Origin of the sequence: Flavobacterium sp. AED, assembly GCF_000812945.1 — a bacterium.
Classification (GTDB): Bacteria; Bacteroidota; Bacteroidia; order Flavobacteriales; family Flavobacteriaceae; genus Flavobacterium.
Window position 1 is genome coordinate 1412931 of sequence record NZ_JSYM01000001.1, and the last position, 13893, is coordinate 1426823.

Consider the following 13893-nt stretch of genomic DNA (forward strand, 5'->3'; position numbering starts at 1 on the left):
TGAATATTAATAAAACGTTAACATATTAAATTACGGTTAATGTGATTTTTAAACGGTTCTTTTATTGTTATATTTACAATCGGAATTGAAAATAACTGAGTATTTCAGGCGTAAATTCCATCAGAATAATATAATTTTTCTAATATGAAAAAAAGAAACACAAAGATTTTACTCGTTGATGATGAGCCGGATATTTTGGAAATTGTAGGGTATAATCTTGCTCAGGAGGGCTATCAGATAGTTACAGCAGCAAACGGGAAAGAAGCTATTGCAAAAGCAAAAAAAGAATTGCCAGACCTAATTATTATGGATGTAATGATGCCAGAAATGGATGGAATGGAAGCGTGTGAGAATATTAGAAAAATACCGGAACTGAATAATGTAATTATAACTTTCCTTACAGCAAGAAGCGAAGATTATTCTCAAGTAGCTGGTTTTGATGCGGGTGCCGATGATTATATTACAAAACCCATCAAACCAAAACTACTAGTCAGTAAAGTAAAAGCATTGTTAAGACGTTTGAAAGAACAGGAACAAAATAGTGAAACACTTAACGTAGGAGGAATCGAAATCAATCGAGAAGAATATAAAATAAGAAAAGACAATGTGGAGATTGCTTTGCCACGAAAAGAATTTGAATTGTTTTACTTATTGGCTTCCAAGCCGGGAAAAGTATTTAAACGCGATGAGATTTTAGATAAAGTATGGGGTAATGAGGTCGTAGTTGGCGGAAGGACCATAGATGTTCACATTAGAAAATTAAGAGAAAAAATTGGAGAGGATTTATTCAAAACCATTAAAGGAGTAGGGTATAAATTTGAAGTGTAAATACCACTTTTTTTTATAAGAATACAAATTACAAAATTCAAATCGCTTTAAAAGCGAGGTGTGAAATCGATGAAAATAAATTTTAAGAAAACGTATAAGTTCGCCATAAAGTCTGCTTTATTCATTAGCCTTTTTGCTACTGGATTTGTCCTCTTGATGGTATTGTTATTCTTTGGTTCTAAAGTAAATAATTTGCTGTTTTTTGGAATCGTTTGTCTCTTAATTATTTATTTATTTTCTTTTATAGTTTTACAATATCGTGTTGAACGGTTTATTTATAGACGTGTAAAAAAAATATACGATGACGTTTCGCTGTTGGAATCCAGTACTTTTATAAATCAGCCCATTACTACTGATATGGAAACCTTGACGCGAGAAGTCAAGAAGTTTGCCACTGATAAAAAACTGGAAATTGAAATGCTGCAGATTCGGGAAGAATACCGAAGAGAATTTCTTGGCAATGTTTCACATGAACTAAAAACACCTTTGTTTACAGTTCAAGGCTACATTTCGACTCTGCTGGACGGAGCGATGGATGATAAAAACATTAGAAAAAAATATTTAAAACGTGCCGAGAAAGGTGTAGAACGATTAATCTACATTGTGGAAGATTTAGATATGATTACAAAGTTGGAATCAGGGGATTTAAATCTTGACTTTTCTGAATTTGATATTGTAGAATTGATACAGAATGTTTTTGATTTATTGGAAATGAAAGCCGATAAAAAGAAAATCACACTGGCTTTCGAAAATTATCACATACAGCCTATTATCGTGCATGGGGATAAAGATAAGATACAACAAGTAGTTGAGAATCTAATTGTAAACTCTATTAAGTATGGTAGAGAAGGTGGTTTTACTGAAGTAGCCGTTGTCAATTTGACTAAGAAAAAGGTCTTGGTTCGAATAACTGATAATGGAGAAGGAATTGAAAAACAAAATATACCAAGGCTTTTTGAACGTTTTTACAGAGTGGACAAAAGCGGTTCGCGTTCAGAAGGTGGATCGGGTTTAGGATTAGCAATTGTAAAACATATCATAGAAGCGCATAAAGAAAAAATATACGTGGAAAGTGAATTTGGAATTGGGTCTGAATTTTCCTTTACAATTGAAAAGGCCAGATTAAAAAAACCAGAATTAGATCCGGAACAAATCTATAGTAAAAGTCTTAAGATTAATAAACTAAAAAAACAGTAAGTCTGGAAATGATTATAAACAAATCCTACAAATGGGATTGGAAACCTTACCGAAACGATAATTTATCACCAACATAATATTGTGTTAACGTTAGCTTAACACACCAGTATCATCTTTGCAAAAAAATTAATCAGATAACAACGATGAAAAAAATTTTATTTGCAGTTTTAGTTATGACTTCAGTGTTGGCTAATGCGCAAGATGTTAAGAGTGATGCTGTTAAAGCTGTAGCTGTCGATTCTTTAGAAACCCAAAGTATTGACTCAGTTAAAACAGTAAGCATAGAATCCTTGAAAGAATCGGTAGAGGATCATTCGATGAAATTAGCAGGCTTTGATGAGAAATTTTCGGCTATGGAATCAGTAGTTAATGAACTGGCTAAAATTAAAGTTTCAGGTTATATACAAGCACAATACGAAATGTACGATTCTTGGGCTTCTGACGGAAGTCAACACGGTGTTCCGGTAACAGGATCGGCTTATGAGGACAATTCATTTTACATCAGAAGAGCCAGAATTAAATTTACGTACAAACCTATTGATGGTGTGAATTTTGTTTTGCAACCCAACTTTGAAGTACATCAAGTTACTTTGAAAGATGCTTATGTGCAGTTGAATGACCGTTGGTTAAACCTATTCTCTTTATGGGTTGGGCAGTTTAACAGACCAACGTATGATATTGAATATTCTTCTTCATCAAGAGAATTTGCCGAAAGAACTTTGATGACCAGAACGCTTTATCCTACTGAAAGAGATCAAGGAGCAAAATTAGAAGCTGATTTTGCTACCACTTACAATATTCCTTTAAAGATACAAGTAGCCGTATTAAACGGAAATTTTGGAGAAGGAGCTTTGGCAAATCAAGCCAAAGACGTTGACAACGGGAAAGATTTGATGGCTAGAGCAGTTTATTCTTTTAAATTACCAAGCAAAGGTTTAGGTATAGATTTTGGAGCACATACTTATCTTGGGAAAACTTCAGTTCTTGAGAATACTGCTACTAAGACTACAACTACTGTTGATCCTGCTACTGGTATTAATACTGTTGTTATTAAAACTTCGCCAACTGTATTTACAGATGTGAATAATAAATCATTTACTCCTGCTGTTGGAGATCAATTCAAAAAAGAATTGTTTGGAGCTGAGATGCAGTTGTACTATGATTTCTTGGGAGGTATGTCTCTAAAAGGAGAATACATCAGAGGAACATATTCAGGAACAACTAATACTACTCAAGTTAACTCATTGTTCAATGCCAACAAAATAAGAAACGTTGAAGGATATTACATTTCATTTGTAAAAAATGTAGGTAAGGTTAATGAGGTTTCTTTGCGATATGACGTTTTTGATCCAAACACTAGATTGTCTGGAGACGCTGTTAAAACAAAGGACGATTTGAAATACAATAACTGGACATTTGCATGGCAATATTTCTTCAATGATAACATCAAAGTAATGGCTTGCTATGTAATGCCAATCAATGAAAAATCTCTAAATGCTGGAGCAGATTTCATAAAAGATAAACACGACAATATTTTCACACTTAGATTACAAGCTAAATTTTAATAAAAAAAATATAATTAAAAAAACAAATTAATGAAAACAACAAAAATCAAAATTGCAGCCATTTTATTAGTTGTGATGACAGTAGGATTCTCTTTTACTACAATTAACAAAGTGACCGTAAAAGGGTCTGATACTATGGTTATTTTGTCTCAAAAATGGGCCGAAGTATATATGAAGAAAAATCCAGGAGCTTCTATCCAAGTTACAGGTGGTGGATCTGGAGTAGGTTTGGCAGCATTAATCAATGGTTCAACGGATATTGCCAATTCAAGTCGTCCAATCAAATCTTCTGAAGTAGAAAAATTGAAAGCAAGATACAATACACTTGGTGTGGAAATTCCTTGCGCCAAAGATGGTTTGTCAGTTTATTTAAACAAAGCCAATCCAGTTGCCTCTCTTACATTGAAACAAATTGGACAAATTTTTGCGGGTAAAATCACTAATTGGAAAGAAGTGGGTGGGCCAGATGCAGCTATTAAATTATACGGTAGAGAAAGTAGTTCAGGAACTTTTGGTTTCTTTAAAGACAATGTAGTAAAAACAGATTTTTCGCCAACTTGTCAAACATTGCCTGGAACTGCAGCTATTGTAAATGCAGTAAAAAAAGACAAATACTCTGTAGGTTACGGTGGAGCAGCTTATGCTGAAGGGGTAAAAGATTGTGCCGTTAAAAAAGACGACAAAAGTGCTGCGGTTTTACCAACAGCTGCCACAATCAAAAACCATACTTATCCTATTACAAGATACTTGTACATGTATTTGAAATCAAGACCAACTGGTGAAACCAAAGCGTTTGTAGATTGGATTTTGAGTTCAGAAGGGCAAGCTATTATTGCAGAAGTAGGGTATTATCCTTTGAAATAATTATAAGTAAAACAACCCTCATTTTTTTATTAAAGTGAGGGTTTTTTTGTATTTATATTAAATGAATTCCTAAATAAATAAGATGAATTCCCAATTACCCATCAAACAAACTTTTACCAAAGAAAGTTTAAAAAAGCAATTCAGACTTTCTGAATTTCTAGCCGAAAAAATTATATCATCGGTAGCTTTTATGTCTATTGCGATAATTTTCTTGATTTTCATTTTTGTTTTCAAAGAATCATTGCCATTATTTAGTTTTGGAAATGATGCTAAAGCAAAAACAGAAATTCAATCCACAACCTCGAATAAACCCGAATCTTACGGAGCTACTACCGAGGATTTGAAGCCGGAATCGTATGGTTCAGAAACCAAGGAAGAGTTAAAACCCGAATCTTATGGAGCGGCAACTACCGAGGAATTAAAGCCCGAGACGTATGGTTCCGAGCCTGTTTCTAATAATGATTTGGAACCAGAATCCTATGGAGACACACAAAAAGAAGATTTGTCCGTAGCTTCATCAGACGAAACAACGGATGCCGTTTCCCAAAATAACGAAGGTTCAGACAAAACTTGGAGCACCTTTTTTACTACAGAATGGGTGCCCGTTTCAGAACATCCTCGTTTTGGATTGATTGGTTTGCTTATTGGAACTTTAAAAGTAACAATAATCGCAATGTTGATTGCAGGTCCTTTGGCAATATTAGCAGCCGTTTATACTTCGTGTTTTGCTTCTAATAGAAGAAAGGAAATCATAAAACCTATTATCGAAATGCTTGCCGCTTTTCCATCTGTAGTTATTGGATTTTTTGCTATGATGGTTTTGGCTACTTTTTTTCAAGATATTTTTGGTTATGATTCTCGATTGAATGCTTTTATTGGCGGTGTGGCAATGGCATTGGCAGCGATTCCTATTATTTATACCATTTCAGAAGATGCACTTTCGGCAGTTCCAAAAACGTATACTGAGGCTAGTTTAGCCTTGGGAGCCAGCAAAGCACAAACCGCTTTTTCGGTAATTTTGCCAGCGGCTACGCCAGGTATTTTTGCAGCTTTGCTTTTAGGAGTTGGTCGTGTTTTTGGCGAAACAATGATTGCGCTTATGGCAACAGGAAATGCAGCATTATTATCGGCAAATCCGTTTGAAAGTGTGCGAACTTTTGCCGCAACTATTGGATCAGAAATGGCAGAAACGGTATTTGGAGAAACTCATTACAGCGTTTTGTTTTTTATAGGTTCATTGCTTTTCATTTTTTCCTTTGTATTAAATGCAGTAGCAGAATTTTATGTCAAAGGAAAATTAATTAAAAAATTCCAAGGTAAATAAGTATGGAAAATACAATTAATATATCGGAAAATCCGTTTTCTAAATCGGATAAAACGGTAAAAAATATAAAAGAAAGCGCCGTTATTGGAGTTACTCAAGCGGCAGTTCTTTTGATTATTGCAATCCTGTTTGTCATCTTGGGGATTATCATTTACCAAGGACGTGACAAGTTTTCTTGGGAATTTATCAGTTCTTTTCCAACCGATGGAATGACTAAAGGTGGGATTTTTCCAGCCTTGATCGGAACTTTTATTTTGGTTGTTATAATGTCGATTGCGGCAGTTCCATTCGGGACAATCACTGCGATTTATTTAACGGAATATGCACACGAAAAATCAAAATTTGCAGCAGCAGTTCGGTTTTCTATTCGAACATTGGCAGTAGTTCCTTCGATTATTTTTGGGCTTTTTGGACTAGGATTTTTCATCCAATTTGTGGGAACAGGAATGGATTCCACGTTCAATAATGGTCAATTGCATTGGGGACAACCTAATATTCTTTGGGCAAGTTTAACAATGGCATTATTAACACTTCCTGTAATTATCGTTTCGGTAGAAGAAGCTTTGAAAACCATCCCAAGAGAATTAAGAGAAGCGAGTTTGGCATTAGGAGCGACCAAATGGCAAACGATAAAAAAAGTAGTTTTTCCGGGGTCTATTTCAGGAATTATGACAGGAACAATCCTTGCGGTGAGTAGAGGTGCTGGAGAAGTTGCTCCCATTTTATTTACTGGTGCGGCGTATTATTTGGCTACTTTGCCAGGTTCATTGAGTGATCAATTTATGAATTTGGGGTATCACGTTTACATTATGTCGACCCAATCTTCGGATGTGGAAAAAACAATGCCAATTCAGTTTGCAACTACTTTGGTATTATTAATTCTTACCTTGTCACTGAATTTAGTAGCGGTTGTTATTAGATCTAGAATTAGAAGAAAAGCAAAATGATGCCGCTAAGTCACAAAGAAAAGAAGTTTGTAAAAAGATTAAGATATTTTAAATAATTGAAATTCGTGCCTTTGCGCCTTTGTGGCAAAAACAAAACGGAATTGTTTTAATAAAAATAAAATGAGAGATATAAAAATACAGGTTAATGATTTGTCATTATACTACGGAGAAAAAAAAGCATTAAAGGAAATTTCGATGCAAATTCCAGCTAATAAAGTCACCGCTTTAATTGGCCCTTCGGGTTGTGGAAAATCTACTTTTTTGAGATGTATTAACCGAATGAATGATTTGATTCCGAGTGTGAAAATCACAGGAGAAATGCTGGTTGAAGGTGTAGACATCTATGATAAAAACGTAGATGTGGTCAATATTCGAAAAAAAATCGGAATGGTTTTTCAAAAATCCAATCCGTTTCCGAAATCCATTTATGAAAATGTGGCTTATGGACCTAGAATTAATGGATTGAAAGACAAGACACAATTGGATGAAATTGTAGAAATTTCTTTGCGTCAAGCTGCCATTTGGGATGAGTTTAAAGATCGTTTGGATGATTCTGCTTTGGGATTATCGGGTGGTCAACAACAGCGTTTGTGTATTGCAAGAACATTGGCGGTAAGCCCAGATATTATATTGATGGATGAACCTGCGAGTGCTTTGGATCCAATTTCAACTTCTAAAATTGAAGAACTGGTTCACGAATTGAAAGAACAATATACCATTATAATTGTAACGCATAATATGCAACAAGCAGCAAGAACTAGTGATCATACGGCGTTCTTTTATATGGGTGAATTGATTGAAATGGGGAAAACAAATACTATTTTTACCAAACCAGAGAAAAAACAAACGGAAGATTATATCACAGGAAGATTTGGATAATTGTTTAATCGATTAAACAAATAACCGATTATCCATTTTAAACTAAAAATTGTATGACACACTTTGAAATAGAATTAGAAAAACTTAAAAATGTTATCCAGAAAATAGGTGTTTTAGCTGAGGGTCAAGTAGGAGAATCAGTAAATGCGTTACTTTCAGAACCTTTTTCGGAAGTTAAAGAAGTAAAAAAAACAGAAAATAAGATTGATAAATTAGATGTGAAGATTGATGAAATTTGCCAAAGTATTTTTGCTTTGCAACAGCCAGTCGCTTCTGATTTACGCTTTATTATGTCAGCGATGCAAATTAGCAATGAGATAGAAAGAATCGGGGATTTGGCGATAAGCATCATAAAAAAATCTAAGAATATTAAAGATAAACATGACTTAATTGTTAAGTTTAATATTACTGATATAGCCAGACATGTTGAGGTGATTACTATAAAAACGAATGAATGTTTCTTGACTCGTAATGAAAGTACGATTGGAGAAATTTTCGTTTTGAATAATACCATAAAAAATGAATGTGATGAAGCAATACATAATATCATCAATGAAATGAAGTCAAATTCTAAGACGGTAGTTTCAGGAACAAATCTTGTGATTGTTTTAAAACATTTAGAACGTATTTCTGAACATTGTACAAATATTGCAGAGTATGTTTATTTCATGATTAATGCCAAAATCATCAAACACGAAAAATTTGGAGAGAAAAAATCAGAAGATTAGTCCAATACTTATAATCTAATTAAGTTATAGATTTTTTATAAAAACACCCTAATTATTATACTTTCAAAGTATATTATTAGGGTGTTTTTTGATTGTAAAAGAAATTGGATTTAGTGATTCTATTCAAAGACTTGAAACAATGCTTTCCAGTCTAATGCAGTATCTAATTGAGGCAGTCCTTTGTATAACTTAATTTCTTCAAGGTTTTCTATTTTAAAATCGTTTTGCTCCGCATATGGTACTAATCCTTCTTTTTTTAGTTTTTTTGCCAGATATTCCTGTTCGTATTGGCCGGGAGTAGGAATGAAAAAAGCTTTTTTATCCAGTTTAGCCAAGTCCATAATGGTTGTATATCCTGACCTGCATAATACGGTGTCACTTTCGTTAAAAGTTTGTTCAAGTTGTCTCGTATTCATAAAATTATAATAGGTGACATGGTCAATTTGTTCCTTTATTTGGTCTTTTTCTATAATCCCTTTTATAAAAACTACATTCCCATCATATTTCAATACTTCAGTCTTTAGTTTATCTTCCAACATGCCACGTTGCGGTTCTGGTCCGGATAAAATAACCATCAAATCGTATTTTTTTTGGGTCTCGCGTTTGTGTAATCGGCTTAATGGTCCTATGTATCTTGTCACAAAATCAGCCTTTTTTATATGTCCTAATTTGCCTGTCAAATTTGGTGTTCCTTCCAAATCCGGGATCCAACATTCGGCATATTTTTTTATAATGTGTTGGTGGAGCATACTGGTAATCCAAGTTGTATTTCCTGTCATGACATTCAATTGATGCGTCATAAATACCGAAGGTACTTTTTTACTAAATACGCCAAGTCTATTATCAGATAGTACGCCATCAATAGAATACTTCTTAACCCATTTCTTTACTAATTTCTTTTCAGCCCAAATGGCTTCAATCATTTTTGGACAATTTTGCAATAACTTCCATTTGAAATTTTTACCATTTTTAGAATATTCTATTTCGTATGAGGGCAATTCAAGTGTTTTTAAATACGGGAATTCTTTTCGCAATAATTCAAGCGCAATACCATCGGATGCGATTATTGGGATGTAATTATTGTCTTGTAGAGCCTTAATAATAGGAATGCAGCGCGTAGCATGTCCCAGACCCCAATTTAATGGAGCAATCAAAATAGTCTTGTTAGTATTCAAATCCATTTGGCGATATAAGTTCGTTATTTAAATTTGAAAGTTACTCAATGAAGTGGTTTTTTATATTTCGAACGTATTACCAAACTATTAATTTATTTCGGGTAAATATACTTTACTATTTGTTAAATAGAAAGAGGCTGCTCATTTTGAACAGCCTCTCGTTTTATATTGAATTGGAAAATATTACTCTTGAATATAAGTCTTGTTCCCGTTAGAGTTGATATAATATTTTCCACCTCTAGGACCTGTATATACTTTTTTTCCGTTGTATTCTCCAGTAATTTTATCTGCTACTTTAGGTGCTTTTTCATTGGTTTCTTTAACTTTTGAAGCGGCCTTTTTGGTTGCTATTTTTGCAGAGGAGGTTTCTTTCTTAGCCTTTTCTATTTTTTTATCGGTCTCTGTGACTTTGTTTTTAATGTCTTTTTCTGTTTTAGTAGCTTTAGCTTCACTTTTTACTTTAGTGGCTTTGTCTTTAGCATCTGTTTCAGTTTTTGCTGCTTTGGATTTAGCATCACTTTTTACTTTAGTGGCTTTATCTTTAGCTTCTGTTTGAGTTTTAGCTGCTTTAGATTTAGCATCACTTTTTACTTTAACTGCTTTGTCTTTAGCATCTGTTTCAGTTTTAGTTGCTTTAGCCTTAGCCATTTTTTCTTGGGCTTCCTTTTTTGCTTTTACACCTTTCTCGGTTTTTGCTTTTGCTTTTGTAATTTTCTTTTCAGCAGCAGTTTCTTGCGCATAAAAGTTTCCAGATAGAATAAATACTAAACAGAATAACACTAATTTTTTCATGATGTTGTTGTTTTAAAGTTTGGATGGTTAAATGAAAATTCAGAATAAATTTAATAATTTTATTCTGAATAATTGAGGTAAAAGCTTAAAAATAAGCTCTCAATTGTATATTTCCTGTGTGGATAGTTTGGCTGGACTCACTTTTTCTTCCTTGGTAATTTAAGTTTATGTCTAAAAATTGCGTCAGGTTTTTTTGCAACAATAATCTCCAAGTCATATTTTGCCCCGTTTGTAGCCCTTCTAGCATCTGGAAACCAACCGAAGAGAATTCATTTCCGGTGAATTTATTCTGATAAAAAGAAATCTCTCCATTCATGGTGAATTTTTTATCACTCGAATAAGAAAATGAAGTTCCAAAACGATTTTGTACTAATTTCTCCAAAACCCCAATCTGATTTTCTTTATTTTGCAATTCATAAAACACATCCCAACTGGTGTTTTTGGAGAATAAATAGCTGATTTTTGGAGCCAATTGATAGCCGCTAATACTATAGTTTTTTTCTGTAAAATTTTCAGATTCAATGGCGGTTTGGATTGTTTTTGCAAAAAAATTGAACAACCAACTTTTCTTGTATAAGTTGGTATATTGTAGTTGATGGGAGCTGTTTTTTGCTTCTTGAGTTCCTATTGATAATAAATTTTTCGTTTGATTTTGCAAATAAGTATAGGTTACGGAATGTTTTTGTTTTCCTCGATTATAAAACAAACTATTCCTGAAACTGGAATTTAGTCCCAGCACATTTTCTTTGGAGGTACTAAAAGGATTTAATTCGAAAGTGTCACCTTCACTTTTTATTTTTCGATCTATTATAAAGGAGGTCTGATTATAAAAATAGGACAGTAATTTTTTTAATCCAAGCTCATTTTGCCATTGATTCGGATTTATAGTTACAGATTGTGAGAACTTATTTTGATGTGTTTTTATGTAAATTCGGTTCGGTAAGAATATCCGAATGTATTTTGCCTGATCGATAAATGGCGCGATTTCAAATTCTTGTAACTCTTGAATTCCATTACTATTGTAGTCATTCCAGGTGTAAACGCCTTGGCCAGCCGGAACTTCAAGATAGGTGAATTCCTGTTGAGGAATACTTCCGGAATTAGTTTCATAAACAGTCGTGCTTTGAATTAATTGATTGAAAAAACGATCTGAATACACTATTCTGGAATTCAGAGAGGATTCTTTTTTCTTTGTTGCATCAGTAAAATCAAGCACTCTATAATTCACATAAGCGGTTAAATCGCTTTTCTTTGTTTGAATTAATTTCGATTTTAAGAAATATGTTTGAGATGCATTTACACGTTGTATGAATCCATTTTGTAAACTATCATTCGTTCTTTTAAAATAGCCTAATTCTACATAAACTTTGGTGCTGTCACCTCGTCCGGTAAAAAAACCATATTCAGTGAATCTTTGGCTTAAAGCTGAAAACTGATTGGTAGTTTTAAACTTCTCCTGATTGTCTTCTAATCTAAGATGCGTCCCAATCCAGTTTTTATTAAAATGAAAACGAGCTTGGGTTTGGTTTCTATAAAATTTAGAAACCGATTCAATTCCATCGCTTTTTAAGAAACTGCCATGATTTTGAATCGTCCAATTTTTCAGTTGAAATGCTCCGTCAATACTATGTCTGCTTCCCGAAAAGCTTTCTGAAAAATCCAATTTTTCAAATTGATAGTTTAGCAATCCTTTGTTCTGGGGGTTTTCTTTTGGATTTAATTCGAAATGTAGGCCAGAGACTAACAAACTTTGATTTCCTATTGCTGTTGTGCTTAAATTCCAATCTCGATCAAATTCAATGCTATAAAGGCGTTCCACAGATTTAAAATTCTTCTGAATAAATTGATAACTGGCAAAAGCATCAACATTCCATTTTTTTGAAAACAAGCGTTGTTTGGCATTTATTTTGGCAGCCAAGCCACGGTTATCGACATCGTCTGTTGAGGAGAAAAGATTTTTATCATTGTTGCTAAATCCTATTTCGTAATCAAAAGCTGTTTTTTCTGTCGGTTTATATTTTCCTAAAAATGTTGCCACCTGAATTTTTGTTGGAGAAACTAGTTGTATAATCGGTTCATAATTTCCTTGTGGAATAGCATTAATTGGTTGAACAAATTCATAAATTCGACCATTAGCCGATGAATTTTTTAAGATGTAATTTCCTTTATTTGTTCCCACTAAACTAAACCGTACATTGAAAAGTTCGTCATCTGGATTGTTTGAATATTCGAAAATTGCTGTCGAATTAAATGTTGTTTTTCGATACAACACTTTGTTATCCGAATAGGAATCTGCATAGGCGGAAGGTGCCGTCATCAAATCTGGATTGTCACCGGCATTCACTAAAATCTGGGCTTGTTCTGGAGAAAGATTTTGTTGTAAAGGTTGGTTTTTCAAATCACTTTCGGAGTATAAATACCCTCCAAAACTCCATTTTTCATTTTCGTGTGAAGCTCCGGCATAGGTTACAAATCGAGAATAATTCCGATCCGAATATTGGTATTCTATAGCGATTCGCATTTCGGAAGTAATAGTGAAAAGCGGTGTAAAAACTATTTCACCGGCATTATAGTCGATGGTGTAGTCATTATTTTCACCTCGTTTCAATAAAACGCCGTTCACATAAACCCGTTCTGAGCCTGAAATCACGAGAACATACAATTCACCATTTTGACCTTTTAATTTATAAGGTCCCTGATTGCCTTCCTGGCCAACAAAATTACTTTTGGCATATTGTCCTTTCACTAAAGCTACTGATGCAAAAACATTGGTTTTACTGTCTTCTGTTCCAAAATCGAAATTAGTGGCAAGTCCCTGTACTTTTTTATTGAAATTAAGGAACTGTGTTTTTTTGTTTTCAAGAAAGACATCACCGGCTCTAATATTCCATTTGTCACTAAAAAGTTCCATGAAAATATTGTCAAACTGATCTAACTTTTGAGAATAACCTCCATCTTGCAACGGAATATTGCTGTCTTGTAAGGAAGCCCTGAGGCTCACTTTCTCGGATAGTTTTCCTGTGATTTGTAAATCCAGATTTGAATTTAAAACTGTGTTTTGATTGTTACCAATAGTAACGCCACGCGTGATACTTCCGGAAGTGTTTAATCCGTCAAAAGGGATATTTTTTTTGACTGGATCCGTTTCAATTTTATATAAATTTCCTGAAGCAGCTTCGTTACTTACAATTCGGCTTGAATCATAAATATGATATTCTTTGGTTAAAATCTCAGGAAGTTTGAGATAGTGAATCGTTACAGAATCCGATGGATGAGCGAAATTCTCATTAAAAATCAAGATTGCTTTTTGAAAATTTATTTTATAAAAAACGGTATCAATAGGTTTTTCATTGGCGTCAAGCACTTTGAAGAAACTTGAATTGATACTTTCATTTTCAAGATGAATAGTGTCTAGGGTAGCGGGGATTTTTTTGGTTTTGTATAACGAGTTAGTTTCCTGGGCTTGTAGTCCGGAAAAACACATCATTAGAAACAAAAACACTACTTTTTTCAACATAGATAGTATAACGTCTATGCATCAAAAGTAGTGTATTCTGTAAAACAATAAGTACAAGTCGAGACTTTACGATGAAA

11 protein-coding genes are annotated in these 13893 nt (G+C 33.7%); 8 read left to right on the forward strand and 3 right to left on the reverse strand.

Features of this window, described 5'->3' with window-relative positions:
- The first annotated feature begins 144 nt into the window (after positions 1-144).
- The 8 genes from OA85_RS06270 (at position 145) to phoU (ending at position 8332) form a co-directional block, all read left to right on the forward strand.
- Entirely contained in the window at positions 145-828 is a 684-nt protein-coding gene (locus OA85_RS06270) for a response regulator transcription factor (protein ID WP_039108639.1), read from the forward strand.
- A gap of 69 nt (positions 829-897) precedes the next feature.
- On the forward strand, positions 898-2025 hold the full coding sequence (locus OA85_RS06275) for a cell wall metabolism sensor histidine kinase WalK (RefSeq protein WP_052257157.1): 1128 nt from the start codon (positions 898-900) through the stop codon (positions 2023-2025).
- Positions 2026-2168: 143 nt separating this feature from the next.
- Positions 2169-3590, forward strand: a complete 1422-nt coding sequence (locus OA85_RS06280) for a porin (RefSeq protein WP_039108640.1) — start codon at positions 2169-2171, stop codon at positions 3588-3590.
- A 30-nt stretch (positions 3591-3620) separates the two neighbouring features.
- A complete protein-coding gene (locus OA85_RS06285; protein WP_039108641.1) occupies positions 3621-4454 on the forward strand; it encodes a PstS family phosphate ABC transporter substrate-binding protein in 834 nt (277 codons plus the stop codon).
- A gap of 82 nt (positions 4455-4536) precedes the next feature.
- Complete coding sequence (gene pstC / locus OA85_RS06290; protein ID WP_039108642.1) at positions 4537-5778, forward strand: phosphate ABC transporter permease subunit PstC; 1242 nt, start codon at positions 4537-4539, stop codon at positions 5776-5778.
- A 2-nt stretch (positions 5779-5780) separates the two neighbouring features.
- A complete protein-coding gene (gene pstA, locus OA85_RS06295; protein ID WP_082014120.1) occupies positions 5781-6725 on the forward strand; it encodes a phosphate ABC transporter permease PstA in 945 nt (314 codons plus the stop codon).
- Between the two features lie 120 nt (positions 6726-6845).
- Positions 6846-7604: a phosphate ABC transporter ATP-binding protein PstB gene (gene pstB / locus OA85_RS06300; RefSeq protein WP_039108643.1), complete on the forward strand. Its 759-nt coding sequence runs from the start codon at positions 6846-6848 to the stop codon at positions 7602-7604.
- A 53-nt stretch (positions 7605-7657) separates the two neighbouring features.
- A complete protein-coding gene (gene phoU, locus OA85_RS06305) occupies positions 7658-8332 on the forward strand; it encodes a phosphate signaling complex protein PhoU (RefSeq protein WP_039108644.1) in 675 nt (224 codons plus the stop codon).
- A 119-nt stretch (positions 8333-8451) separates the two neighbouring features.
- Here the strand turns inward: phoU and OA85_RS06310 are convergent, their stop codons facing one another.
- The 3 genes from OA85_RS06310 to OA85_RS06320 form a co-directional block, all read right to left on the reverse strand.
- The gene (locus OA85_RS06310) at positions 8452-9513 is read right to left on the reverse strand and encodes a glycosyltransferase (RefSeq protein WP_039108645.1); all 1062 of its coding nucleotides are present in this window, start codon (positions 9511-9513) and stop codon (positions 8452-8454) included.
- A gap of 177 nt (positions 9514-9690) precedes the next feature.
- Positions 9691-10299 (reverse strand): hypothetical protein, encoded by a 609-nt coding sequence (locus tag OA85_RS06315; protein WP_039108646.1) that lies wholly within the window; start codon positions 10297-10299, stop codon positions 9691-9693.
- Positions 10300-10384: 85 nt separating this feature from the next.
- Complete coding sequence (locus OA85_RS06320) at positions 10385-13816, reverse strand: hypothetical protein (RefSeq protein ID WP_039108647.1); 3432 nt, start codon at positions 13814-13816, stop codon at positions 10385-10387.
- Positions 13817-13893 lie beyond the last annotated feature (77 nt).

Excerpts from the sequence above, each read along its gene's own strand:
- OA85_RS06270 (WP_039108639.1), top strand. The coding sequence starts at position 145 with ATGAAAAAAAGAAACACAAAGATTTTACTCGTTGATGATGAGCCGGAT.
- OA85_RS06275 (WP_052257157.1), top strand. The coding sequence starts at position 898 with ATGAAAATAAATTTTAAGAAAACGTATAAGTTCGCCATAAAGTCTGCT.
- OA85_RS06280 (WP_039108640.1), top strand. The coding sequence starts at position 2,169 with ATGAAAAAAATTTTATTTGCAGTTTTAGTTATGACTTCAGTGTTGGCT.
- OA85_RS06285 (WP_039108641.1), top strand. The coding sequence starts at position 3,621 with ATGAAAACAACAAAAATCAAAATTGCAGCCATTTTATTAGTTGTGATG.
- pstC (WP_039108642.1), top strand. The coding sequence starts at position 4,537 with ATGAATTCCCAATTACCCATCAAACAAACTTTTACCAAAGAAAGTTTA.
- pstA (WP_082014120.1), top strand. The coding sequence starts at position 5,781 with ATGGAAAATACAATTAATATATCGGAAAATCCGTTTTCTAAATCGGAT.
- pstB (WP_039108643.1), top strand. The coding sequence starts at position 6,846 with ATGAGAGATATAAAAATACAGGTTAATGATTTGTCATTATACTACGGA.
- phoU (WP_039108644.1), top strand. The coding sequence starts at position 7,658 with ATGACACACTTTGAAATAGAATTAGAAAAACTTAAAAATGTTATCCAG.
- OA85_RS06310 (WP_039108645.1), bottom strand. The coding sequence starts at position 9,513 with ATGGATTTGAATACTAACAAGACTATTTTGATTGCTCCATTAAATTGG.
- OA85_RS06315 (WP_039108646.1), bottom strand. The coding sequence starts at position 10,299 with ATGAAAAAATTAGTGTTATTCTGTTTAGTATTTATTCTATCTGGAAAC.
- OA85_RS06320 (WP_039108647.1), bottom strand. The coding sequence starts at position 13,816 with ATGTTGAAAAAAGTAGTGTTTTTGTTTCTAATGATGTGTTTTTCCGGA.